We start from the raw sequence: 24233 nt of genomic DNA, 5'->3' as shown, positions 1-24233 counted from the left end.
CTTAAATACCAATAGACAGTTTCTTAACAACCCTGCCACCATAATACCAATTTACAATTCCTCGGGTGTAAGTGATACCTGTGAGCATAGAGGTTAATAACCCCAAAGAAAGCGTTACTGCAAATCCACGTACTGGTCCTGTACCCACAGCAAACAAAATAATTGCTACAATTAACGTAGTCACATTCGCATCAAGAATTGTAGAAAATGCACGATCATATCCTGCACTAATTGCCGCTTGAGGTGATAATCCATTCCGCAATTCCTCTCGAATTCGCTCATAAATCAGTACGTTAGCATCTACAGCCATACCTACCGTCAATACAATTCCGGCGATACCCGGAAGAGTCAGCGTTGCATCTATCATAGACAATAAAGCACCGAGCAAAAGGAGGTTAAGCAACAGAGCAATATTAGCGATGAGTCCAAAAAACCGGTAATAAACCAACATCAGGACTAGAATCATGCCCATACCAACTTGCAAAGAAATAAGACCTCTACGGATATTTTCTTTACCTAAAGTTGGACCTACTGTGCGCTCTTCTATTGGATAAATCGCAGCAGGCAAAGCTCCGGCTCTAAGCAACAAAGCCAAATTACTCGCTTCTTTACTGTCAGTGAGACCAGTAATCTGAAAATTATTTCCCAAAGCATTTTGGATAACTGGCGCACTAATAACACGCTCCTCTCTATGAGTGACTCTTTTTTCTTCTCCGTTTACAGTTTGTAGGGTGTTTTTTGTTTCAACATAAACAATGGCCATACGTTTACCGATATTCTCACGCGTAACTTTAGTAAACAGACTTTCACCGCCCCCACCAAGTTGTATTTGCACCGCGGGAGTAGCTGTTTGCTGATCATAACTAGAAACTGCTGAGGTAATTGAATCCCCACTCAACACGACTTGTCTCTTTAACAGAATAGGACGGCCATCCATCATGAGTAATTTATCATTGACAGGAATAGCGCCTGTTTGTTTCGCGATTTGCGGATCATTATCCTGATCTACGAGATAGAATTGTAAAGTCGCAGTTCCGCCAAGAATTTGCTTGGCACGTGCCGCATCTTGAATGCCAGGTAAATCAACCGCAACGCGGGTTGCCCCCTGTTGTTGCACAACTGCTTCACCAACACCCAACTCATTAACCCTGTTACGTAAAATACTCATTGTTTGCTCAATCGTATTTTGGCGTGTCTTGTTTAACTCGACAGGTGAAATCGATGCTAGAATTTCATTGCCTGTTTTGTTTTTTACCAAAATGAGATCAGGAATTTTTTCCTTTAAGCCCAAATAAGCATTTTCCATGGACTCACTATCACGGAAGCGTAAATTAACACCTTTGTCTGCTATATACCGAATACCTGTATAACGAATACCAAGCTCACGTAACTCTTGGCTAATATTCTTCATTATCCCTTCATAACGACGGCTAATGACGCTGTCTACATCAACTTCTAACAGAAAATGCACTCCGCCTCGTAAGTCCAGACCTTGTTTCATTGGAGCAGCATGAATTGCATCCAACCAACGTGGTGTAGATGGAGCTAAATTCAGAGCCACAGTATATTGAGAACCCAAAGCATTTTTGATGGTATCGCGAGCTAATAACTGAGAGTCAGTTGATGAAAAAACAACCTCAACCCCTTCATTTTGAGCGATGAGCGATTTAAAAGGCAGGTTATCTTTTTTTAAGATACTTTCTACCTGATTTTTTAATTCATCATAATCCACAGGGGTCTCAGATGAAATCTGTACTACAGGGTTTTCTGTATATAAATTAGGTATAGCGTAAATAAACCCAACAACCGCAATAATAATCAGCATTAGGTTTTTCCACAGAGGATATTTATTTTGCATTTCCGTGTCCCTATGCTCTCTTAAAGCGATTTTATAGTGCCTTTGGGCAATACAGTACTTACTGCACTTTTTTGTAAATTAATTTCTACGCCTTCTGCAAGACTGACCTTAATATATTGATCGTCCAGACTCACTACTTTAGCTAACATACCGCCTGAGGTAATAATCTCATCGCCCTTCTTTAAACGGTTTATTAATTCGCGGTGTTCTTTTGCTCTTTTGTTTTGAGGTCTAATCAGCATAAAGTAGAACAACACAAAAATAGCGGCGATCATAATGAGCGAAAAAGATCCATCTGCTTGAGGCGCTGCTGTCCCCGCTCCAGCCAGAGCATCGCTAATAAAAAAACTCATACTGTCTCCTTTAATCTACGATTGATAATCGCGTGACATCATATAGTGAATTGCTCTTAAGGTAAATGAATCAAAGCGGAAATTAAAACAGTTTTTCATAATATTAGTTCCTATTTTGCACTACAATTTTTAAGAACAGTTCAAAAAAGAGATTTATTGGACAATTTTAAGCTCGCGTTTGTTCTTTTATTTACGATACCTATCTGAGCACTGGATATTCATCAACAGAAAAAACGCTCAGGAATTAGACTTATCTCAAAAACCGCAATATAGACTATTAAACCCAATACGAAGGTAAATAGAATTTTAAATGGTTCAGAAAAGATTCTATTGAGGGCTCAAGAATATTTTTGCTTTTCATTCTTTTGCGATTAGATAAAACCACCTATACTGTACGTGCTTTCTTCCCGACTTTCATTTCCAAGCCTGGCAAGTAGCGTGTCGATTTGACCGGCCAACTGTTTATCTGTCTTTGAAGGGGTTTTTAACAGCGTAATTCTATTTTGAACTGAGGACAGGACTGACCTGAGCTTATCAACCACAACTGGATTGTTTTGAACACCAATAGAAAAATGGTCCTGTAATGGATGTTGCTCTAAAACAGTGATTACTCCACTGACATCTTTAGAATTAAAGTGTGGACGCTCTAATAAGGTTTCAATAGCAAAGCTTAATGCTGTCGTTGAATAGGAATAGCAATTGGAGCGATACATATTGCACATTTGATTTTGATTGATAAGTCTATCCGCTGAATCAAGAAATTTATTGATTTCCACCTGACTAAAAGTTACCCCAGTGGGATAACCAATAAAATTATATCCTTTGCTCAAGTATTTCTTTTCATTATCTTTTTGCGTATGAAAAGTTACTCCATCTCGCAACCATTTTGAAAAATCCCAGGGACTTTGACGTCCGTATACGGAAAAAGAACCATCCTTCCAATTCTTTAAAGCAATAGCAGAATGGCTGATGGGGAGATGAGGGATTGGAAGTCCTGGCTTGGTTGCAAACATTAATTCATATTGATCTTCTTTGGATGAATCCTCCAACGGGCGCATTTTTTCGGGATCTATGGGCTCTGGCTCGAGTGAAACTGATTTTTCCACATCAATTGTTCTTTGTAGATTGCTTCCAATCAACAATCCGTTAGGCTGATTTCTGGTCGCAAATATAGCGAATCTACTCAGTGAGGGTCTCGCCGAATTGGATGAAAAATGACTCCTCAGTAATTTTGTAAACATCTTGCAACTCCCTTGTATGTCAATTCAAAACAGACTGTATTTTATTTAATTATATTTACACAGGAGTAAGTTATCGTCAACGAATATATAATGATCTAATTAAATACATTTTAGTCTATAATAAACCCATGTGCTTACAATTGGGACCTAGGAGCTAATAATGTTTTTACGAGGTGCTAAATATCTTGGTGCAGCCACAATGGGGGCTGGTGCTTTATATCTTACTCAACAGACAGTAGAGTACCAAAGTCTTCAGCAAAAAATGAAGAAAATGCAAACGGTACCAGAAATCACCCCTGCAATTATTGATGCCCAGGAAAAGAACTGGCTCATTTTTGGTAGGCAAAGTCCTGGTTATGTGCGAGATACTGAAAAAACACCTAAAGGACATTTACATGACAAAATAAATGCTACCTCTTTGTGGATTAAAGGCATGGGAACTCAGTTAGATAATGAAAAACATTATGACTTATTTGAACGCAGTGATTTTAAAGTAGAGCTGTTTTCAAAAGAAGAAGGGGCAGCTTGTGTACGTGTTCCACCAGAGAAGATGTTAAGTGATGACTTAAGTACGATCAAAGACGACGATTTATTTGAAGTGGGCTTTGCGCGTAAACAAGGCTTTGCGGATATTACACAAAAATCACCCTTTTATCATTCCTCAATTGGATTAAGAAAAATTAGTGAGAAGGACTTACCCGATTCGAAATTTGTAGTACTCACTGGTCAGGAAATAAAAGAAGTAATCGAAAGAACGAACAAGACTATTTGTGATCCACAACATTGTGATCTTTATTCATCCAATTGCTATTCAGCTTCCACTTATGCAACCGCAGAAATTATTAAAATACTCCACGAAAGAGGAGGAGCTGTAGATAAAGAAGACCTGCAAGCGGTTGCTGAGGTACTTGCAAAACGTGCTCTCGATAATTTTGGCCGAGGTGTTAGCAATAATTCGGTGGTATCCGTGCAATTGACTTCGAGTATACCTCAGATCTTACAAGAGCATGGTTTAGGAGAGGCTCTAAAATCAGAAAGGGCAAATACAATCAAGTTAGGTAATTCAACAGAGTAAAATCACACCTATATTGGAGATAGAATAATGAAATCAGCACGTACTTTTACAGTAGATGAAAATATTTTGAAAGCTCTTGGAGCAGACACATTGAAAACAATTAGGGTGAAAGGAATTCAAATGGAAGCAGAAATTGCTGCAAAACTGGAAGAATTAGAATCATTGGTTGTTCAAGGAATTTCCAGTGGAGGATATGCTAAAGCAGAAGTAGATGGAAAGCATCAGATTTTGGGACTTTCCTTTGATCCTGGCTATTCTGAGATGGACAACAGAACTAAAACGTGTTTGCTTATGACTGAAGCGATTAATGATGCAATATATAAAGTTAATTTAACCATAGAGAAAGAAATATCTACAATAAAATACAAATATACAGGGGAAGTGATCAAAAATTTTAATCTGAATAATGAATAAAAAGGAAAAAAAGTGAGTGAATCGCAGCGATTGAGAAAATTTTAATTGTATCATTTTGCAAGTATCTTTTCGGTCGCGTTCACTTACAATGATCCATACTTTGCTCTTAGCTCCTCTTTTTATCTCAACTATTTATCGAATAAAGACTGAACTCCATTTTCCAAATGATACAAAACAGAAAACCCCGCTTGCTGTAAAATTCTGAAAGCCTGTTTGCTTCTTTGACCTGACTGACAATAAATCAAGATAGGTTGTGAAGGGTCCAGTTCATTTATACGGGTGGGTAATTCAACCAGTGGAATTAATTTCCCACCTAAATTTTTCATATTATGCTCCGCAACTGTTCTAACATCCAACAATAATACTCCAGGATTTTCTTGCAGGAATCTGGGCAAAGTTAGTGATGATACGGTAGAAAATTGTATCTCTGTGGGCAATGCACATGGAGCAAACTCTTTTTCCACAATGGTTTTACCGTAAACGCAAAATTGACATTCTTCATTTTTAACCAAATGAATATTTTTCATTTCCATGGTTAGAAAATCGATACAAAGTAAACGATTCAACAAGGAAACCCCACTATGAGTAATCCATTTGATAATTTCGGTTGCCTGAAGAATGCCTAACAATCCAGGAAGAGTTCCTAAAACACCACCATTCTGACAATTTACAATCGTATTAGGAATCGCTGGGAACAAGCATTGTAAACAGGGATTTTGTTTACCATAAAATAATGAACAATGCCCTTTAAATTGATAAGCACTGGCATAAATATAAGGTTTTTCCAGGTTAAAACACACTTCGTGAGTCAGATAGCGGGTATAAAAATTATCTGAGCAATCAGCAACAAGATCATATTTGGCAATAATTTCCTCAGCATTCTCAGCGTTTAATCGAAACTCATAAGACTGTACGTTAATTTTTGAATTCAAAGCCTGTAATCTTAACTTTGCAATAGCTGCTTTTGATTGGTGGATTTCCTTTTCTTGATAAAGTATTTGTCGGTGCAAATTACTTTCTTCAATAAGATCGTCATCTATAATGCCGATAGTTCCTACTCCAGCACCTGCAAGATAAGGAAGCAAAGCTGCACCAATTCCTCCCGCGCCCACACACAATACACGCGCTTTTTGCAATTTTTCTTGTCCATGAATACCGATTTCCTCTAATATGGTTTGCTGTGCGTAACGTTTTAATTCGGATGAACCAGACATATTTAGGCACTCATTCTACTGTTAAACTCAAAAGCTTTAGGGTTGCCTGGTTTGGATCTGTGGCTTTTGTAATTGCCGAAATAAGGGCTATACCGTGAACCCCTGTAGCAACCACATCAGGCATGCGCTCAATATTAATTCCACCTATTGCAACCAAAGGATAATTTAAAGTTCGTTTCCAGCGTTGTAGGGACGCAATACCTTGCGCTGTAAAAGGCATTTCTTTGCTCGTAGTCGGAAAAATAGGACCAATGGCAATATATGAGGGACAAAGAGCATGTGCTCGTGCGACTTCGTAGTAACAATGGGTACTCACTCCCAGTAGAAGTCCTTGTTTTCTAATTGCCTCAATATCCGCCGTATCCAAATCAGATTGACCTAAATGTACTGCTTCTGCATTCAACTCTAAAGCCATTTCCCAGTAATCATTAATAAATAAAGTGGCATGATGCTTTTTCGCCAAGGCAATACTTCGCCGCATCTCCTCTTCAAGTGTCTTTGTTTTTTCTTTAATACGCAATTGAATGGTTTTAACTCCAAGATTCAACAGCATTTCAACCCAGCTGAAACGATCAACCACGGGATAAAGGCCTAATCGATGGCATGGCTTAAATGAAGTGGGTATTTCGTACACTGGTTTGGAGGAAAGGTAAGGTAAATCCAGTTCCTCTTCCGGAAAACCACCATAATACACGCCGGCGTTTGCTCGACGAACTGCTCGATGTACGTACATTTTTGCGATGATGAGTGCATCTTCAAGCAAATGACCAAGAGCCAATGACGCGGTAATTGCTGCTGAGAGAATGGAGCGGAGTTCTGTGTATTCTGTATCAGAAAAACGATTTTGAGTCAGCCAAAATGAAGCGGCACCATTTGTCCAATAATCATGCCCCCATGAAGAATCCCGTAAATGTTCTCCCAAGATAAAAACACTTTGCGCGCCAAGGGTTAATAATTCATGAGCACCTTCTTGCATGGATTGATGCGTCCTAATCTTTCGTTTTAAAATAAATTCCGCCTCAAGCGTATTCAGTACCAAAACATCTGCAAAAGAAAACCCTGCCTCGCTTAAACTCTTTTCGACACTATGCTGGGCTAAAGATAAAGTAACATCGAAAACCACTGGACCGGAATAATGATTGAGAAGCTGAAAATCCTCAGAAGAAATTTCCCCATTAATTTTAATAGCACCTGGTTGAACATCTTCATCAAATTGCTGTGATTGAAGTTCAAGGCCCAACCCTCGGACAGTTCGTCTAAACGCTTCATTGTCACTATTGGTCCAGACAGTGCTCATAATGCAGACTCTTGATGCCAAAATGGTGTATCGATCAGGGGGGTACACGATTGTGCTGTAATTCGCTCAGGCATAAGGCCTGCTTCAAAAGCACCTCGTCCTGCCATGACTGCATGTGAAAAGGCTTCAGCCATAATTATAGGATGAGTTGCTGCAGCAACTGCGCTATTCAACAGTACTGCATCAAAACCTAACTCTAAAATACGTGTCGCATGAGATGGCTTGCCAATCCCGGCATCGACAATCAATGTGACATCTGGTAATCGTTTGCGTAAAGTTTCCAAAGCAAAGGGATTGAGCACTCCTTTTCCCGAACCTATAGGAGCTGCCCAAGGCATCAAAATCCGACAACCACAATCAATTAAACGCTGGCATAAAACCAAATCATCCGTACAGTATGGGAAAACTTCAAATCCTCGTTTTACCAATTCGGTTGCCGCGTGCAACAATTCAAAGGGATCAGGCTGCAAGCTGTAATCATCACCAATTACTTCTAATTTAATCCATGAGGTCTGAAAAAGTTCACGTGCCATTTCAGCTGTAGTAATTGCTGTTTGTGCATCGCGGCAACCCGCAGTATTGGGAAGTAAATAACAATCTAAAGATTGAATGGTTTGCCAAAACAAATCTGTGCCAGATTCACCAGGCATTTGTCTTTTTAATGACACAGTAATCACGTTGGCTTTAGAAGCCCGAACGGCATGTGTCATTACCTCAAGTGATGGATAACCTGCTGTTCCCAAGAGCAAACGACTTGATAGGGGTTTACCTGCTAAATACCACATAGCTATCCTCCCTGCATCGGTACAATTAGATCGATACGATCTCCTTCACACAAGATGATGCTAGAAAACATAGATTTGGGAACAAATTGATTATTAATTGCGATTGCTACATGCGCCGCAATCTCTTCTCTCTGCGCAAGCATTTCCTGAAGTGTACAGGACGTATCAAGTGTTAATGGTTGATCATTTACATAAATAATCATAAATAAGCCTCCCAAAGCTCAGGATAACAAATGTCTTTTTGATTGCTGTTTAATCCACGTAGAATTTCCTCTACTAATGCCGGAGCAATCAAATATCCATGACGATAAAGCCCGTTAACAGCAATAAATTGCTTCGCATATTTTATGCGAGGCTGATGATGCACTAAAGTCGGCCGACAATGCGTCACTGTCTTAACTATTCGTGCTTCGGCAAAACCCCGATGCACATAGTATGCAGCAGTTAATAATTCAAGCGATGTACGTACCGAAATTGGACTGGAATCTTCTGTTTCCAACTCACTCGCACCGATAAGATAATGAGAATCAGGACGCGGTGCAATATAAATAATGAACCTAGGGTGTAAGAGGCGAACAGGTCTTTGTAACCGAACTTCAGGTGCATGCAACCAAACAAGCTCCCCACGAAGTCCCCGCAGATGCGGAAAAGAGGTTTTTGCCCCCAAACCTCGGCAATCAAAAACAAAATCAAATTGATGTGATTCCTTACTTGCCTCTACTCTCCCTGGAGAGACAGCAGAAACAAAAGTATGATCTCGGCAAATAACCCCCTGCTCGCAAAGATGATTTTTAAGTACTGGCAACAGAGTCTGATTATCGAGCTGTGCTTCTCTAGGAAAATAATAGGCTCGTTGGAATTGACTGAGTTCTGGCTCAAACTGTCTTAGTACCTCTTCATTGAGCAATTGGTAGCACGAATTACTTAATTTACTGACAATTCTGGCGCTAAACTGCTGCCATTCTGCTCTATCTTGTGGATGATGTACTACAAGACTTCCTTTTTGACGAAAATATATGGGTTCTGGCAATTGATTGAGAATGGGTGTCCATAATGTTTCGACCGACTCCATCCCCAAATTGAAAATAACTTGTTCCGCCTTATCAAGCTCCGACATGGGTGCCAAAAGACCTGCTGCTGCATTGCTGCAATTATTGAAAGAAGTTTCTGCTTCAAATAATGTTACTATCCAGCCTTCCTTTTGTAAGCGCAAAGCCAGCAAACACCCCATTATTCCAGCACCCACAACAGCAGCATTTTTCATCGCAGTTTCCCCCCTACTCCCGCGGATAATCCGCGGGACGTAGACAAAACTTTTTATTCACTCACGCAACACGCGATAGGCTCCAAATCAGAATGAGGCATCTTAGGTAATAACTCATTCGTATAACAAGCATTTACCGCAAAAGACTCATCAATCACTCCCAAATGTTTGCCAAATCGCCCTACTTTATTCCAATCACGTTCCACATTTAAAAGCGTGCGTGAGAAAAAGGGTAGGCTACGAATGAATATTGTATGATACATCGGGGTTCGCAATTGGGGTTTAATACGACATAAAAGCTCATAAGCTTCATCCGGATTTTCGGTGGTAAAGGCAGCTCCACGCTGTGTGGCGTTGAGAAATCCTTTAAGGATTTCAGGATTCGTTAACATGCGTTCTGGCACAATAAATTGAATGGAACAAAAACAGCAGCACCCTAAGCCTGCAAGCTGATCAAGGCGCAGAAATACAGTTTCACCGCGTAAATGCTCTAATTCAACTTTCTGAAAATTAATAAAACCAATACCCGTGTCAATGATATCGCGGCAAATCGCATCAGTAACATTCATGCCAATACGCACTGTCTCATAACTTGAGGGATCAATGCCGGCTAGCTTTGCCAAATTATCTATAATGATTTTGCCAAACTCGCCAATATACCCTACTCGTTTGCCGACAATATCCTGAAAGGAGCTAATACCACTGGATTTAAGCGCGATAAGACCTGTTGGAGGCTCATCCAGCAATGTTCCAATTGAAGTAACAGGATAACCTTTTGCACGTGCAGCCAAGGTATGGATCATCGCCTTTACCCCAAAATCAACATGCCCCATCCCCACAATTTCGGTTACATCGCTAGGATCGCTAGGTTCCAAAATTGCTAATTTTATGCCTTCTTGCTGATAATACCCTAATGAATGGGCAACAAAAATTGGGGTGTGGTAAGGATTTGCATACCAATTGAGTAATAGAGTTGTTCTTGTTGATAATGCACTCATGCCATGGGCTCCTTGTATTAATTAATAAAATAAAGGATGGCAAAAGATATCGATTGAAAGCCTAATTGAAGCAATTAACCTGTATTCAGAGAACCCATAAAATTAAGAGAGGACTCTTTAAGAGAGCAATCACTTTAAAATGAATACAGATTTAAGGCGTTCTTACGCTGGTACGAACCAGATCAAGTTCAACGGGTATTTCTCAGACGTGTATCACGACACCCCGCGCCATCAAATTGTTGGTAATGCTATCTTGTATGGAAAAAACTGTCAAACATTATAAAAAATTCCTCATCCACCTGACGGAACATGGGAAGAGGGCTAGGGGGATGGGTAAAATCCATCACGAAACATCATAATTTTGCACATAAAATACATTATGCTGAATTAAAAATCGCTGACATAATAAGGGAGTATGTTGCAATAGATGATGCAAATAAGCTCGGGTAAATTGTTGAGAGCATGTAGGACAACAGCACTCTGCATCAATCGTTTCAAATTGCATCTGCATTTTTGAATCAGTTAAATCCACGGTTCCTGTCTGGCTGTAAACTTTTCCTTGAGTCGCTGCTTGTGATGGCTCATCTGTCTCAATAAACTCGATTCCCTTATCACGTAAACGTTTGATTAACTCAGGATTAAAACGTCCTATAATATAACGTGCTAAATGAGACCATTGATCTAATCGCTCCCAATTCAGCTCATCCACAACATTAAAATAAACCCCATGTGGCTTCACTATCTCATGTTTTTCTAATTCTTTAACATCAATAAATGGAACAATTGCCTCATCCCAATTATCCCAAATTTGTGGAAAATCGCGCAGGATATTTTGAGGTAAAATAACTGCATTAGGTTTTAAATGATGGATAAGTTCAATTAACTTCTCCAAGGAAACTTTGACTCTAGACCCATCATAAGGTGACTTGAGCACATAAACTTTTTCCTTATTGGCTATAAGCGACATTGCATTAATAACCACTGTTCCAGGACAAGCCAAGTAACGGGCTAAATCAGATATTTTTTCGAGTACATCCTGGCCCGGCTTATACAACAAATGCTCCAAAGAATAAGATGCCGCTGTAATTTTTACTTCGTGCCAATTTGCCATTGTAAGACATAAACCTGCATCTGAAGTTAAAACAGGTATAAAATTCTGTATTGCAGCCAACATTCCTGATCTCCTGATTTACAGCAATAAACTGGTGTCACCATAACTAAAAAATCTGTATCTTTTTTCGATTGCTTCTTGATAAAGCATCATTGCTTGTTTGTGGCCGATAAAAGCTGAAACCAGCATGAGCAAGGTAGACTCAGGCAAATGAAAGTTAGTCATTAGCCCATCGCAAATCTTAAACTCATATCCTGGGTAAATAAAGATATCCGTATCTCTGCTGCATGCAGTTAATACTCCATTTTGTGCTGCACTCTCAAGACTACGCAAAGCAGTCGTACCGACTGCAATTACTCGATTTCCAGCTGCTTTTGTAGCGTGTACTGCGGCACATAATTCCGGGCTAATTGTGAATTGCTCACTATGCATTTTATGGTCTTTGATATGGTCACAACGAACGGGTCTAAATGTTCCTGCCCCTACATGCAAAGTGAGATAAGCTACAGCAACTCCCCTTGCTTGTAAGCTGGATAATACAGATTCATCAAAATGTAAGCCCGCAGTAGGTGCTGCAACAGAACCCTCATATTTTGCATAGACTGTTTGATAACGATCCTGATCCAAAATTTCATCATTTCGCGTAATGTAGGGGGGTAATGGAATATGACCTATTCCATTCAATAATTGCAAAACGTCCCTATTTGCTTTACATATAAATAAATCATCCTTTCTTTCAAGGACTTCGATTTCTCTATTTTGCTCTAATTTAATAATTGATCCAGGCTTTAATGCTTTACTGGCTTTAATATGAGCAAGAAAAGTAAATTCACCCGTAATACGTTCCACTAATAACTCAACTTTTCCGCCAGTAGTTTTATGACCGTAAAGTCGAGCAGGGATCACCTTGGAATCATTCATAACCAGTAAATCGCCAGGATTTAAAAAATCAGCTATTTCGCGAAACTGATAATGACCATATTCACCTTTTTGACGATTATAAGTTAAAAGACGCGAATCACTGCGCTTAGCTAAAGGATACTGTGCAATTAATTCCGGAGGTAAATCAAAGTAAAAATCCTGTTTATTCATAGGGCAACCTGAAAATAAATTGCCATCATTATACACGGAATGTAAACATTCATCATCTCTACTGCATAAAATATTGCCTGGAAATTAAAGCTGAATTTACAAATTGCTGCAAAGCCTGCCTTACTCTACTATGCGACGTCCCGCGGAAAAGCCACGCAACGTAGGCGGGAGTGTAAAGACAAAAAAATTAAAGAAGAGTGTATCCATAAACATATTACTTAATCGTTTTATTCGGATCCACTTCAGGCTTAGCTAACGATGTATCTGTTATTATTCGTTTGGCGCTGTATAGCCATTGAAGCCGTTGCTGCGGCTCCATAACCCTCTCTGGTGTGACTTGTTCGATTAATTCATCAAGCTTTCCTTTGCTCTCAGATGATATTGATAAATTTTTGACAACACCTCGAGCTTTTTCGATATCCTCTTTTTGGGGCGCTTTTAATACCAAAGATTCAAATTTTTCTATCATTTGTGTATAGCTTGGATGAGGATCAGATTTTGGAGTAACTCTTTGCGACAAACGAGGAGTATTGCCTAATAATGTTGCTTTTTTAGTTTGAGCAAAGCTTAAAGTTTCTCCCATTTTTTCTCTGGCACGATGCATTTCTGATCTTTGGGCTTGTAATACTTCTCTTAGAGTTAAGTGTTGTTCTTTGCGTTGAATTTGTTTTTGCAAATTTTCTTGTATCTTTTCCATAAAATTAAAGCGGGGAGTTTGAATGCGCTCTTTTTCTTGATCAAAATTTAGCTTAGCTTGCTCCCATTGATCCTGAGTCAATTTTTTAGGATCCATATCCTTAGGGATTAGAGCATATGAGCCATCATCTTTTTGAATCAGGCATTTTGCTTCCTCATGTTTGACAATAAAACGGGCTTGAGAAAAATCAAAAACTTGTTCCAATTTATCGTTAAGGAGTATTTTCTTATTTCTCATAACCTTTAACGCGGAAACCAATCCTTGTTCACGTAATTGTAAACCTTCTATTTCAGCGCCCAACGGTCCTGAAGTAGATTGCGATTTAAGTTCTTGTATTTTAGATCGTGTTTGTTCTAGAGCTAAACGAAATAATTCCTCATAGTTTATGGCTGTTTGGCTTAGGTGAGCTTGATGAAAATGGAGTTCATGCTCAATTGTTCTGATGTGTCGGCTAATACGGTTTCGTGCCATTTCCTGAGTATTAGGATCTTCAGATAGTGTATTTCTATGTAATGCCTCTTGTTCTCTATATCTTTCAAGATCTTGCATCAAAAGAGTACGTCTTCGTTCCATAAAAGCAGCAGGAGGTTCTTGAGGATGACTCAAAATAGGCAGTTCCAGATACTTATCCAGTATATCGATATGTGTATGAAGCTCGTCATGATAAGCTTCGATCTGCTCTTCTTCCTCTTCAATAGCAATCAATTCTTTTTCAACCTGATTTAATTGCTCTTCCAATTTATTCAGTTCTACATCTAAAGCGTGAATAGTCATAAGGTAGTTGGAGATCATAGCGTCTATAATTTCTATTTGAGAATGGCCAGAAATTGTTTCTTTATGTTCAGTATGTTTATCCTTTGTAAGGTGCCTTTCTATTTCCAGTCTAAATAGTTGATCCACATTTTTAGCTAAAGCTTCCCGCTCTGCAATTAATCCCATAAGAAGAAAAACTATATGTTGTCGCTTTCGTAGTACCTCTTCATTTTGTTCTCTGATCAATTGAATTTGATCCTCTTTTTTCATCAGTTCTCTAGCTATCATAGTAACTGCTTCTTTCCCCCCGGCAGTTTTAAGAAAATAAAACACCTCTGAGGCATTCTTTAGTCCAAAACGCGAAAGAAATTGAGTTGCTAAAGATGGAGTTGTTCCAGTATTGTTGGGGTCATTGTTCTTTTCAATATCTGCAAACCATTGCTGCAGTCGCCCCATCATAAGTGTTTGTTCTGCTTCATTTAGCTCTTGCCACATTGAAGCAACAGTTTCTGTTGTTCGCTTAGGAGTTTCCGATCGATTAGAAGCCATATAAGCCCCCCAGAAAAGCATCTTGATTAAATTATAGGCTATTTTGGCGGGAAAAACGGACGCACCACTAGGGGAACGCCCTATTTACTTAGTATTGTACACAGTTCAAAGAGGTTTAAAATTCAAGGTTCTTAATTTTTTTAGAAGATTTATTTGGTTTTTCGGGTTCGTTATTACAGAACCCAAAAAACTATACAAACCCACTTTGATTGAAAAATCTGCACGCAGCAGCTAATACACTACTAATTAGTACTAGAAAAGTTAAGAGTAGGATAAACAGGAAAACCAACCTGAGAGTCTAATAGATGATGCTCTTTTTCGGTTCTTTCTGGAGTTCCAGTAAATACTTGAGAATAAACCGGTGGCTCCTCTTTTTGCTTGGAACTACTCTTAGATTTATGTTGTGCACCCAACTCATTGGTCGACATCCAAGTATAGGACTCTGTCATTTGGGTGTGTTCCACTTTAGGCGGCACCGAACGACTTGAAACACAAGCATTCATTGCCCCTTTAACTGCCATACCCGACAAACCACCAATGAGTAAAAATGGAGACCACAATACAGAGCCTATAGATTTCATAACTCCTTTAAAACCCACTCCATCTTCATTTACAACATGCGCTTTAATCATATCAAACACGTTTTTGTCGCTGCTATAGCATTCTTTAGCACTTGAATATAAATAAGCTAAACCCAGAGCACCATAGAGTATCAGTGCACCGATCCCAAAAGTCGAAGCACTAAAAGCAATTGCACCTGCAGCACCCGCTCCAGCAGCAGTTAGAGAAGCCGTAGTTAAACTCATTGCACCAAGAGTCGAGCTCAGTATTGCCGCAACAACCACAATGGGCAAAAGAATAAAAAATCCAATAAATAAGATACGTCCACCACGACCAGTAGAAGAATAACTGTGATGATGATTATGATGCGTTTGTTGATATCTATTGTATGAGCGACCAGTAGAACGGACCTCTACATGAGGTTTTTGTGAGGTCGTTACTTCAACATAGGGATTGTAGGGTGTTACCTTAGGATAGAGGGGTTGAGGTTCACGACCATGCTGATAAGAATCAAGAGTCACTCGATCATGATGATGTTGTTTGCTGGTGAATGCCACATTAGTCTCCTTTTTGATTTTTATTAAATTCCAAACTTTGACGCAAGAAGTATAAAAAAGAAAACTTAAGGTTTTATTAACAAAATTAATAAATCTTTACATAAAAATTACATTTCTTTACAGACTAACTATATGATGATTAACAAGAAAACAGATAGAATCCAGATTACCCCACTTGTTACATAAGGATACTGATACCCTTTGAATCTTTTTCTTCGTGAAAGAATATCAAGAATAAGAACTGGAACTACTGAAAGAAAAGTCAACATGAATATCAGTACCGCGGAGACCGCTCCCTGCTGAAAAGGCATGATACGCACTAGAAAATTCAGTATTTCATGCAACATTTCACGCAGATAAAAAATTGCCCACAAACACCAAAACGTAAACGTATAAATTAGCCAGGAAGCAGCAAACATGGGGATTAACAATTTAGCTCCTTTTATGGCAAAGAGCTTGTTAAAGGCTTTAATAAATTCCTCTGAAAAGAAAACCAGAATTGAACTTAAAAGAACAACCAAAGCCAGTGTTAATAACATTTATGTGTTCCTTTTCTCAACATCTTCTAATACTTCCCATCGCGTATAAAGTCGTGTTAGTAAATCCTCATCTTCGGCCAGACCTTGATTAATTTTTGTAATCAGCTGGGCATCTTGTTGGTAAAATTTGGGCTCAGCCATCTGTAAATGTAATTCGGCTATTTTTGCTTCTAGCTGTTCAATTTTTTTTGGTAATTGCGCCAGCTCACGTTGCTCATTAAAGCTTAATTTGTTTGTTACAGGATTTCTTTTCGCAACCGGTGTTTTTACTGTCTGCTCTCGCTGTTGTTGTTTTTTATGCATTTTATATTCATCATACCCCCCAACAAACTCATTAAATTGCCCAGCTTCTTCATAAACCAGAACACTGGTAACGACTTGATTAATAAATGCCCTATCATGGCTAATTAATATTAAAGTTCCAGGATAGTCAACTAACATACTTTCAAGGAGCTCTAAAGTTTCTATATCCAAATCATTGGTAGGTTCGTCCATTACTAACAAATTTACTGGTTTGGCAAGCAGTTTGGCTAATAATAATCTGTTTCTTTCTCCCCCAGAAAGTACTGAAACCGGTTGATTAAAACGTTCGGGTGAAAATAAAAAATCACGCAGATAACTGGCAACATGCTTTTGTTTGCCATTAATTGTTACATAATCCGCGCCATCACCCACATTAAACATAACGGTTTGATCTTCGTGCAATTGACGACGTAATTGATCAAAATAAGCCACGCTCAAAGAAGTACCCAGTTTTATTTGCCCAGAATCTGGTTCTAATTCCCCAAGCAATAGACGGACTAGAGTCGTTTTACCACATCCATTAGGTCCAATTATTCCAAGCTTATCCCCCCGAGTCAGTAGTAAGGAAAAATCACGTAAAATTGTTTTATCACCCAAATTATAGTTCACTTGGTTTGCTTCGATAACCACTGCACCCGAGCGAGTTACATCGAGAGAGAATGATTTGACCTTGCCCAATTGATTACGACGTGCCTTATATTCCTCGCGCAGTGCCTTTAATGCGCGAACTCGCCCCTCATTTCGGGTTCGTCGTGCTTTGATTCCTGTACGGATCCATGTCTCTTCTTCCGCCAGCTTTTTATCAAATAAATTATTTTGCTTTTGCTCGCTAAGACGAATGGATTCCCTTCGGTCCAGATAAGTTTCATAGTTACAATCATGCTGGTACAGTTTTCCCCTATCAATTTCTACTATCCGGTTGGATACTTGACTTAAAAATTCCCTATCATGAGTAACTAAGAGTACAGCTCCTTTGAAACTTTTTAAGTAAGCTTCTAACCATTCTATTGCCTCAATATCCAAATGGTTGGTAGGCTCATCCAATAGTAATAAATCTGGAGTTGCAATAAGTGCCGCGCCCAGAAGCACACGCCGTTTCATACCACCTGACAAGTTATTCATGCGCTCGTTAGTGGATATGCCTAAACGACTGGCCATGGTTTCAATTTGTGGTAATTTATCCCAAGCATGTAAATTATCCATTTGTTGCTGGCACGAAACTAATTTATCCACATCACCCAACTGAGATAATTCATTAAAACGCGATAAAACCTCCCCTACTTCACCTAGGCTTTTCACTAGAAAATGATAGACTGATTCTTCTTCAGTAATTGGAACTTCCTGAGTCAATCCAGCGACTCGTAATCCAGAAAGCTGATTGATTTGACCGCCATCAGGAACTAAATCTCCTAATAAAAGTTTAAGCAAGGTGGACTTACCTGCTCCATTTCGTCCAACTAATGCAATACGATCCTGAGGTTGGATCTGCCAATCAGCATTATCCAATAACTGATTACCCGCAATATTGAGGGAGACACTATGAAGGGAAATAATACTCATAAATAAACTCTGATTATAAACGTGTAGCCTGAGTGCAGCGAGGTGAAACCCTGAAGATTGCAAACCAAATAAACCCGGGTTACAACTTTTTTATGCACCCCGGCTACCTTTCAATAAATTATTTCGAAGATAAAACCATTATACCATCCATCTCAACTTGAACACCACGTGGCAATGCAGAGACTCCTATCGCCGCTCTTGCTGGATATGGTGATGAAAAATAACGACTCATTGCTTCATTAATTAAAGGAAAATGACGCAAATCCGTAAGATAAACATTTAATTTCACTATATGTGCCAAGCTACCGCCTGCAGCCTCACAAACTGCGGACAAGTTTTCCAAAACCTGAGTAATTTGCAATTTAATATCTTCACTGCATAATTCCATAGTTACCGGATCAAGTGGTATTTGTCCTGAAAGATAAACTGTATCCCCACACTTAATGGCTTGTGAATAAGTTCCAATAGCTTCTGGAGCCAATTTTGTATTTACCGGTTGCATTAATTATCCCCTTGTTTTTTTCTATAAAGACGCATCACCACTTTATTTGCCCGTAACCTGCGCATTACCCGAGCCAAATGCGTTCTATCGATAACACTAATTGAAAATGTAACGGCATTATGTCGTCCATCTCGTGGATCCACATTGATATTACCTATATTGGATCCTGCTTCAGCAATTGCAGTTGCCAGAGCTGCCAAGACACCACGCTCGTTGACTACATCAACTGTAATATCAACCCAGTACTCACCTTCAACCTTCTCATCCCAACGTAAAGCAACAAATTGCTCTGGATTAGTTCGTGAATTTTTTAAAGTGGCGCAATCACTGCTGTGAACAATAATTCCTCGACCCTGTTGGAATTTCCCAACAATATTATCACCAGGAATAGGCTGACAACACTCACCAAAATGAACCACCATTCCCTCTGTTCCTTTAATTGCCAAGGGATGTGTTTTAATTCCTTTATCCAGTTCATTAGTGTCTTGAGTTATTACCAATCTTTTGGCAATTACCATAGCCATTTGATTGCCTACGCCAATCGCATAGAGCAAATCATCCATCGCTTTATAATGTAAGTCACTTAATAGTGCTTGTAAGGATTCTGGCGGAATTTTTGCATAATCACTGGATAATTCGTTTAATGACTGCTCAAGAAGACGTTTTCCTAAACTAATTGATTCCGTATTTTGTTGACTCTTCAGAAAATGACGGATATTAGATCGCGCCTTTCCAGTAACTACAAAATTTAACCAAGTCGGGTTGGGATGAGCACCTTGTGCCGTAATGATCTCAACCGTTTGCCCATTAGATAAAGGAATACTTAATGGCACCAATTTTCTATTTACTTTCGCCGCAACACAACTATTACCCACTCCCGAGTGGACCGAATAGGCAAAATCAACCGGCGTCGCTCCTTTGGGTAACTCCATAATATGGCCTTTAGGAGTAAAAACATATACTTCATCTGGAAATAAATCGATTTTCACGTTTTCAATAAACTCTAACGAACTTCCAGTGCTGCGTTGCATTTCCAATAGACTTTGCACCCACTCTCTTGCACGCAGTTGCGCTTCGTTTACTTCAAGGCCAGACGATTTATAAATCCAATGTGCAGCTACTCCATTATCAGCGACCTTATCCATGTCACGCGTACGAATCTGTACTTCGAGAGGAACCCCAAAAGGCCCAAACAAAGTGGTATGCAGGGATTGATATCCATTGGCCTTAGGAATGCCAATATAGTCTTTAAAGCGTTGCGGGACAGGTTTATAAGTACAATGTAAGGCGCCTAAAATACGGTAACAGGAATCAATATCTTCAGTAATCACGCGAAAAGCAAAAACATCGGTAATCTCGGTAAATGAGGCTTTTTTCTGGCGCATTTTTTTATAAATACTGTATAAGTGTTTTTGTCTGCCGAATACTTGTTCATAAGGAATGTTTAATTGCGCTAAAGCCAGTTGCAAATCACGCTCAATTGTCTGGGTCAATTCACGTCGATTACCACGAGACTTTTCAACTGCTGATTTAATAGCTCTGTAACGCATAGGATATAAAGCCTGAAATCCTAAATCCTCAAGTCCTACATAAATCGAATGCATCCCCAAACGGTTCGCAATTGGGGCATAAATTTCCAGAGTTTCTATGGCTATACGTCTACGTTTTGCATAAGGCATTGCACCTAGCGTCTTCATATTATGCAAACGGTCGGCTAACTTAACTATAATGACACGGATATCTTTAACCATGGCCAAGACCATTTTACGGAAATTTTCCGCCTGGGCCTCTGCCTTTGATTCAAATTTGATTTTGGTCAGTTTGGTAACACCATCCACAAGGGAGGTAATTTCTTCACCGAATTGGCGTGTTAAATCATCTTTGCTCACTGAGGTATCTTCAACCACATCATGAAGCAAAGTCGCCATAATTGTTTGATAATCAAGACGCATTCGGGCGAGAATCAGAGCTGCGGCAACAGGATGAGTAATATAGGGTTCGCCAGAACGCCGCATCTGCCCTTGATGCGCTTTTTCAGCAACCAGATAGGCTTGGTAACATTTCTCTATTTGCGACTGCTCAAGATAGCATTTCAGCTCTTCATCGAGCTCCTTAAAGTAGCTCACGCAGTACTCCCTAGTATCTAACATGACCATACCCCTATACCCATAATTCACCTTATTTAAGGTGTCCCGTATAAATCACAATCCTTTATGATTCGTAGCTTGGGTGAAGTGAAACGAATCTGGGAAATTTTAGTCACTTAAAACTTGGGGCCATTTCACTTCACCCAAGCGACATCAATCTTTTTTCTTAGGCCCTCTGTTTACAATTCTAGTCTTTGGCTCAAAGCCTTGCTAATCTAACAAATTGTGAACAGGGGCCATCCTCCAAATTATTCTTTATCCAAAATTTCTGGCGTAATTAAGCCTTCTGCTATTTCACGCAAAGCCACTACTGTAGGTTTATCATTTTCCCATTCAACCATAGGTTGATCTCCTCGAACTGCAATCTGACGCGCACGTTTAGTGGCCACCATAACCAGTTCAAATCGATTTGCAACGTTTTTTAAACAATCTTCAACTGTAACTCGCGCCATAATTCATTCTCCAGTAGCAAAACCTTGCATTTTACTGCGATGATAACAGGAAAGAAAGCAATTTTGATTGTTTATTTATCTGCCGCCCAATACGTAGACGGTTTGCAATCACAATTGCACCTAATTCCATCGCTGCTTTTTCAAAATTATCATTAACGATTAAATAATCAAACTCAGAATAATGACTCAACTCATCCTGCGCTTTTTTCATCCTGTCACTAATCACTTTGTCCTTATCTTGCCGTCTATTCAATAATCGTTGTTTTAAGGCATCCAATGACGGCGGGACAATAAAAATACTTACCGCATTCGGAAAGGAACGTCTAATCTGCTCTGCTCCTTGCCAGTCTATATCCAGAACCACATCAATGCCATTTTGCAAACGGTTAGTAATTTGCTCCATCGATGTTCCATATAAATGATTAAAGACTTGGGCATGCTCTAAAAAAGCACCATCATTAATCATATGTATAAATTGTTCTTCATCAATAAAAAAGTAATCCACTCCATGCTGTTCTCCAGGTCGCATCATTCGTGTTGTATGCGAAATGGATACTTCAATATCATCAAGAGTTTCAATTAACTTTTTTACTAAACTTGTTTTACCTCCCCCAGAAGGTGCTGCAACAATAAATAAATTACCCGAATAATCACCCACAATAATACTCACTCAATGTTTTGAATTTGCTCACGCATTTGCTCAATTAACACTTTCATTTCCACTGCACTCTGAGTCAATTCCACAGAGTCAGACTTTGAGCTTAGCGTATTCGCCTCCCTATTTAATTCTTGCATCAAAAAATCAAGACGCCTGCCTGCTATTTTATCGCAATTTAGTATCCGATTCACTTCATCAAGATGAGTCTGTAATCTATCTAATTCCTCGCTAACATCAATACGAGTCAAAATCAAAGCAATTTCCTGCTCTACACGCGCTTCCTGAACTTCAAGTTTCACTGAGTGCAATCGGGTCAATAGCTTGTCTTTCACTTGTTCTGTTTGCATTAATACTATCGATCGAGCCCTCTTAATCTCTTGACCTAATTCACTTAATCGTCCTTCCACATGTGCTTTTAATGCGCTCCCCTCTGTGGCGCGCATTTGCCTTAGCTGCTCGACTGCCTCATTAAACAAGGAAAGTGCATATTCTCCTAACACCTCCACATCGGGCAAACTTGCTTGAATCACGCCAGGCCAGGACAGGACACGACTAACACCTAAATCATTCGGCAAATGGTGCGACTCAGCAAGCTTCCCACTTAAATTCACTAATGCATTTACCATGCCTATATTTATAAGCATAGACTGATTATTAGCACTTGTGTCTTGATATTTCAGCTGACACTCCAATTTTCCGCGATTGATCTTATCGCGCAGCAAATGGCGCAATTGTGGCTCTATAAATCGGAACGATTCAGGCAAACGAAATGAAACATCTAAATATCGATGATTAACAGACTTAATTTCCCAACAAAAATGACCTTCTTCGATTTGCTTTTGCACCCGCGAGAAAGCCGTCATACTTTGAAGCATATAGATACCAATAAAAAAATCCTACCTTGCGCGAATATACTCCAATTTAAAGCAATTGGACAGAGACAATCTGCCTGGAGGTGATATCAGCTCATAAATTCAAGTGATCAATATTACACCAATTTGATAATTAATTAAATATAAAGATAAAATATTCTCATGAAAATTAAATATAAATCAGCTAATTGTCCCGAGTTATTTCTTCAATCTGGGACTAAATAATTTACTTATTTTGGCGAAGAGATTGATTTTCTTTGCTGATTTTGGGACAAAAGTTCGTCCATCTTCTCATTCATCCAACTCATGAGTGTTATCCCTCGATACAATACTTGTGGATTTAACCTAAAAGACCCCCTTTTTGCATCAGTGTTTTTATCGATCACAAAGGATGGTCAACAAACACTTCAAAAGCTCCAGTAATACTTCCTGAGACAATGCTAGGGATTAACGATTATGCATTTTTATCACATCACACATACTTTAGGATGCATCGTGAGAAGTTAAGCGTTATAATTCTTAATTTTATCGAGGATTATCTAATGCGCCCAAGTAATCGAGAAGCCAATCAATTACGTTCTGTTAAATTAACCAGAAACTATACAAACCATGCTGAGGGCTCAGTTCTTGTTGAATTTGGACAGACCAAAGTATTGTGTAATGCATCGGTAACTGACGGAGTTCCCCGTTTTATTAAAGGAAAAAATCAAGGTTGGGTTACCGCTGAATACGGTATGCTCCCGCGCGCAACGCACAGTCGCACGGAACGAGAAGCAAGCAAAGGCAAACAAGGCGGCAGAACCATGGAAATCCAGCGTCTCATTGGTCGCTCGCTAAGAGCTTGTGTCGATTTAAAATTCCTGGGCGAAAATACGATAACTTTAGACTGCGATGTAATTCAGGCTGATGGGGGTACAAGAACAGCGGCTATTACAGGCGCCTGTGTCGCGATGAGAGATGCAATAAACTGGATGGTAGAGCGAGAAAAAATACGTAAAATGCCGGCATTTAATTTTATCGCTGCAGTTTCTGTGGGACTCTATCGCGGCCAGGCTGTAATTGACTTGGATTATGCTGAAGACGTACTTGCCGAAACCGACATGAATATCGTCATGAATGAAGCAGGACATTTCATAGAAATTCAAGGTACTGCCGAAGACAAACATTTTAATCGTGATGAATTAAACAATATGCTTGCACTTGCTGAAATGGGTATTCCTCAATTAATTGAATTACAAAAAAATGCGTAAACGCACCTAACTAACTTAAGGAATATATTCTGGCACCAAAATGTAGGCGGGGCTTTTACAGCCCAGCCTATATGCCTGGATTTCCTTAAGTCAGTACCATTGCTTAAATCTACCTTCAAGCAAATATTAAA

General features: G+C 39.3%; 23 protein-coding genes and 1 riboswitch. Of the genes, 3 read left to right on the top strand and 20 right to left on the bottom strand.

Features of this window, described 5'->3' with window-relative positions:
• Window position 1 precedes the first annotated feature (1 nt).
• The 3 genes from secD to LXO92_RS08005 form a co-directional block, all read right to left on the bottom strand.
• Window positions 2-1858, bottom strand: coding sequence for a protein translocase subunit SecD (secD, locus tag LXO92_RS08015; protein WP_182352140.1), 1857 nt, complete (start codon window positions 1856-1858; stop codon window positions 2-4).
• 20 nt (window positions 1859-1878) lie between these two features.
• On the bottom strand, window positions 1879-2211 hold the full coding sequence (gene yajC / locus LXO92_RS08010; RefSeq protein WP_182352139.1) for a preprotein translocase subunit YajC: 333 nt from the start codon (window positions 2209-2211) through the stop codon (window positions 1879-1881).
• Window positions 2212-2582: 371 nt separating this feature from the next.
• Window positions 2583-3452: a hypothetical protein gene (locus LXO92_RS08005; RefSeq protein WP_232890742.1), complete on the bottom strand. Its 870-nt coding sequence runs from the start codon at window positions 3450-3452 to the stop codon at window positions 2583-2585.
• A gap of 160 nt (window positions 3453-3612) precedes the next feature.
• Between LXO92_RS08005 and LXO92_RS08000 the strand changes: the two genes are divergently transcribed.
• Together LXO92_RS08000 and LXO92_RS07995 are read left to right on the top strand one after the other, a co-directional pair.
• Window positions 3613-4527: a hypothetical protein gene (locus LXO92_RS08000; RefSeq protein WP_232890741.1), complete on the top strand. Its 915-nt coding sequence runs from the start codon at window positions 3613-3615 to the stop codon at window positions 4525-4527.
• A gap of 27 nt (window positions 4528-4554) precedes the next feature.
• Window positions 4555-4941, top strand: a complete 387-nt coding sequence (locus LXO92_RS07995) for a YbaB/EbfC family nucleoid-associated protein (protein ID WP_182352137.1) — start codon at window positions 4555-4557, stop codon at window positions 4939-4941.
• A gap of 128 nt (window positions 4942-5069) precedes the next feature.
• On the opposite strand, the gene LXO92_RS07990 is transcribed toward LXO92_RS07995, so the two are convergent.
• The 17 genes from LXO92_RS07990 to LXO92_RS07910 form a co-directional block, all read right to left on the bottom strand.
• Window positions 5070-6155: a HesA/MoeB/ThiF family protein gene (locus tag LXO92_RS07990; RefSeq protein ID WP_232890740.1), complete on the bottom strand. Its 1086-nt coding sequence runs from the start codon at window positions 6153-6155 to the stop codon at window positions 5070-5072.
• Between the two features lie 10 nt (window positions 6156-6165).
• Window positions 6166-7452, bottom strand: a complete 1287-nt coding sequence (thiE, locus tag LXO92_RS07985; protein WP_182352135.1) for a thiamine phosphate synthase — start codon at window positions 7450-7452, stop codon at window positions 6166-6168.
• Window positions 7449-8237, bottom strand: a complete 789-nt coding sequence (locus tag LXO92_RS07980; RefSeq protein WP_182352134.1) for a thiazole synthase — start codon at window positions 8235-8237, stop codon at window positions 7449-7451. The genes thiE and LXO92_RS07980 overlap by 4 nt, the downstream gene beginning before the upstream one ends.
• Window positions 8238-8239: 2 nt before the next feature.
• Window positions 8240-8440 carry a sulfur carrier protein ThiS gene (gene thiS / locus LXO92_RS07975; protein WP_182352133.1) on the bottom strand — a complete coding sequence of 67 codons (201 nt, stop codon included), beginning with the start codon at window positions 8438-8440 and terminating at the stop codon, window positions 8240-8242.
• Window positions 8437-9501, bottom strand: a complete 1065-nt coding sequence (locus LXO92_RS07970; RefSeq protein ID WP_232890739.1) for an FAD-dependent oxidoreductase — start codon at window positions 9499-9501, stop codon at window positions 8437-8439. The genes thiS and LXO92_RS07970 overlap by 4 nt, the downstream gene beginning before the upstream one ends.
• Before the next feature lie 53 nt (window positions 9502-9554).
• Window positions 9555-10499 carry an ABC transporter substrate-binding protein gene (locus LXO92_RS07965; protein WP_182352131.1) on the bottom strand — a complete coding sequence of 315 codons (945 nt, stop codon included), beginning with the start codon at window positions 10497-10499 and terminating at the stop codon, window positions 9555-9557.
• Window positions 10500-10641: 142 nt separating this feature from the next.
• A riboswitch (TPP riboswitch) is annotated at window positions 10642-10735 on the bottom strand.
• Between the two features lie 107 nt (window positions 10736-10842).
• Window positions 10843-11673, bottom strand: coding sequence for a tRNA-guanine transglycosylase (locus LXO92_RS07960; RefSeq protein ID WP_182352130.1), 831 nt, complete (start codon window positions 11671-11673; stop codon window positions 10843-10845).
• 15 nt (window positions 11674-11688) lie between these two features.
• The gene (gene queA, locus LXO92_RS07955; RefSeq protein ID WP_182352129.1) at window positions 11689-12702 is read right to left on the bottom strand and encodes a tRNA preQ1(34) S-adenosylmethionine ribosyltransferase-isomerase QueA; all 1014 of its coding nucleotides are present in this window, start codon (window positions 12700-12702) and stop codon (window positions 11689-11691) included.
• A gap of 214 nt (window positions 12703-12916) precedes the next feature.
• Window positions 12917-14701: a hypothetical protein gene (locus LXO92_RS07950; RefSeq protein WP_182352128.1), complete on the bottom strand. Its 1785-nt coding sequence runs from the start codon at window positions 14699-14701 to the stop codon at window positions 12917-12919.
• Window positions 14702-14943: 242 nt separating this feature from the next.
• Complete coding sequence (locus tag LXO92_RS07945) at window positions 14944-15819, bottom strand: hypothetical protein (RefSeq protein WP_232890738.1); 876 nt, start codon at window positions 15817-15819, stop codon at window positions 14944-14946.
• A 128-nt stretch (window positions 15820-15947) separates the two neighbouring features.
• The gene (locus LXO92_RS07940) at window positions 15948-16358 is read right to left on the bottom strand and encodes a hypothetical protein (protein WP_182352126.1); all 411 of its coding nucleotides are present in this window, start codon (window positions 16356-16358) and stop codon (window positions 15948-15950) included.
• Complete coding sequence (locus LXO92_RS07935) at window positions 16359-18221, bottom strand: ATP-binding cassette domain-containing protein (RefSeq protein ID WP_182352125.1); 1863 nt, start codon at window positions 18219-18221, stop codon at window positions 16359-16361.
• Between the two features lie 118 nt (window positions 18222-18339).
• On the bottom strand, window positions 18340-18723 hold the full coding sequence (locus LXO92_RS07930; protein ID WP_182352124.1) for a RidA family protein: 384 nt from the start codon (window positions 18721-18723) through the stop codon (window positions 18340-18342).
• Entirely contained in the window at window positions 18723-20849 is a 2127-nt protein-coding gene (gene spoT / locus LXO92_RS07925; RefSeq protein WP_232890737.1) for a bifunctional GTP diphosphokinase/guanosine-3',5'-bis pyrophosphate 3'-pyrophosphohydrolase, read from the bottom strand. The genes LXO92_RS07930 and spoT overlap by 1 nt, the downstream gene beginning before the upstream one ends.
• Before the next feature lie 269 nt (window positions 20850-21118).
• A complete protein-coding gene (rpoZ, locus tag LXO92_RS07920) occupies window positions 21119-21322 on the bottom strand; it encodes a DNA-directed RNA polymerase subunit omega (protein ID WP_010653170.1) in 204 nt (67 codons plus the stop codon).
• A gap of 31 nt (window positions 21323-21353) precedes the next feature.
• A complete protein-coding gene (gene gmk, locus LXO92_RS07915) occupies window positions 21354-21983 on the bottom strand; it encodes a guanylate kinase (protein ID WP_182352775.1) in 630 nt (209 codons plus the stop codon).
• A 5-nt stretch (window positions 21984-21988) separates the two neighbouring features.
• Window positions 21989-22855: a YicC/YloC family endoribonuclease gene (locus LXO92_RS07910; protein ID WP_232890736.1), complete on the bottom strand. Its 867-nt coding sequence runs from the start codon at window positions 22853-22855 to the stop codon at window positions 21989-21991.
• 539 nt (window positions 22856-23394) lie between these two features.
• Between LXO92_RS07910 and rph the strand changes: the two genes are divergently transcribed.
• The gene (gene rph / locus LXO92_RS07905) at window positions 23395-24102 is read left to right on the top strand and encodes a ribonuclease PH (RefSeq protein ID WP_182352121.1); all 708 of its coding nucleotides are present in this window, start codon (window positions 23395-23397) and stop codon (window positions 24100-24102) included.
• Window positions 24103-24233: the final 131 nt, after the last annotated feature.

Origin of the sequence: Legionella resiliens (assembly GCF_021344005.1) — a bacterium.
Lineage (GTDB): Bacteria > Pseudomonadota > Gammaproteobacteria > Legionellales > Legionellaceae > Legionella > Legionella resiliens.
Note: the sequence above shows the minus strand (reverse complement) of the source record. Positions and strands in the feature narration are given on the sequence as shown.

Bases quoted from the DNA above. Each gene is read 5' to 3' on its own strand.
- secD (WP_182352140.1), bottom strand. From the start codon at position 1,858: ATGCAAAATAAATATCCTCTGTGGAAAAACCTAATGCTGATTATTATT.
- yajC (WP_182352139.1), bottom strand. From the start codon at position 2,211: ATGAGTTTTTTTATTAGCGATGCTCTGGCTGGAGCGGGGACAGCAGCG.
- LXO92_RS08005 (WP_232890742.1), bottom strand. From the start codon at position 3,452: ATGTTTACAAAATTACTGAGGAGTCATTTTTCATCCAATTCGGCGAGA.
- LXO92_RS08000 (WP_232890741.1), top strand. From the start codon at position 3,613: ATGTTTTTACGAGGTGCTAAATATCTTGGTGCAGCCACAATGGGGGCT.
- LXO92_RS07995 (WP_182352137.1), top strand. From the start codon at position 4,555: ATGAAATCAGCACGTACTTTTACAGTAGATGAAAATATTTTGAAAGCT.
- LXO92_RS07990 (WP_232890740.1), bottom strand. From the start codon at position 6,155: ATGTCTGGTTCATCCGAATTAAAACGTTACGCACAGCAAACCATATTA.
- thiE (WP_182352135.1), bottom strand. From the start codon at position 7,452: ATGAGCACTGTCTGGACCAATAGTGACAATGAAGCGTTTAGACGAACT.
- LXO92_RS07980 (WP_182352134.1), bottom strand. From the start codon at position 8,237: ATGTGGTATTTAGCAGGTAAACCCCTATCAAGTCGTTTGCTCTTGGGA.
- thiS (WP_182352133.1), bottom strand. From the start codon at position 8,440: ATGATTATTTATGTAAATGATCAACCATTAACACTTGATACGTCCTGT.
- LXO92_RS07970 (WP_232890739.1), bottom strand. From the start codon at position 9,501: ATGAAAAATGCTGCTGTTGTGGGTGCTGGAATAATGGGGTGTTTGCTG.
- LXO92_RS07965 (WP_182352131.1), bottom strand. From the start codon at position 10,499: ATGAGTGCATTATCAACAAGAACAACTCTATTACTCAATTGGTATGCA.
- LXO92_RS07960 (WP_182352130.1), bottom strand. From the start codon at position 11,673: ATGTTGGCTGCAATACAGAATTTTATACCTGTTTTAACTTCAGATGCA.
- queA (WP_182352129.1), bottom strand. From the start codon at position 12,702: ATGAATAAACAGGATTTTTACTTTGATTTACCTCCGGAATTAATTGCA.
- LXO92_RS07950 (WP_182352128.1), bottom strand. From the start codon at position 14,701: ATGGCTTCTAATCGATCGGAAACTCCTAAGCGAACAACAGAAACTGTT.
- LXO92_RS07940 (WP_182352126.1), bottom strand. From the start codon at position 16,358: ATGTTATTAACACTGGCTTTGGTTGTTCTTTTAAGTTCAATTCTGGTT.
- LXO92_RS07935 (WP_182352125.1), bottom strand. From the start codon at position 18,221: ATGAGTATTATTTCCCTTCATAGTGTCTCCCTCAATATTGCGGGTAAT.
- LXO92_RS07930 (WP_182352124.1), bottom strand. From the start codon at position 18,723: ATGCAACCGGTAAATACAAAATTGGCTCCAGAAGCTATTGGAACTTAT.
- rpoZ (WP_010653170.1), bottom strand. From the start codon at position 21,322: ATGGCGCGAGTTACAGTTGAAGATTGTTTAAAAAACGTTGCAAATCGA.
- LXO92_RS07910 (WP_232890736.1), bottom strand. From the start codon at position 22,855: ATGCTTCAAAGTATGACGGCTTTCTCGCGGGTGCAAAAGCAAATCGAA.
- rph (WP_182352121.1), top strand. From the start codon at position 23,395: ATGCGCCCAAGTAATCGAGAAGCCAATCAATTACGTTCTGTTAAATTA.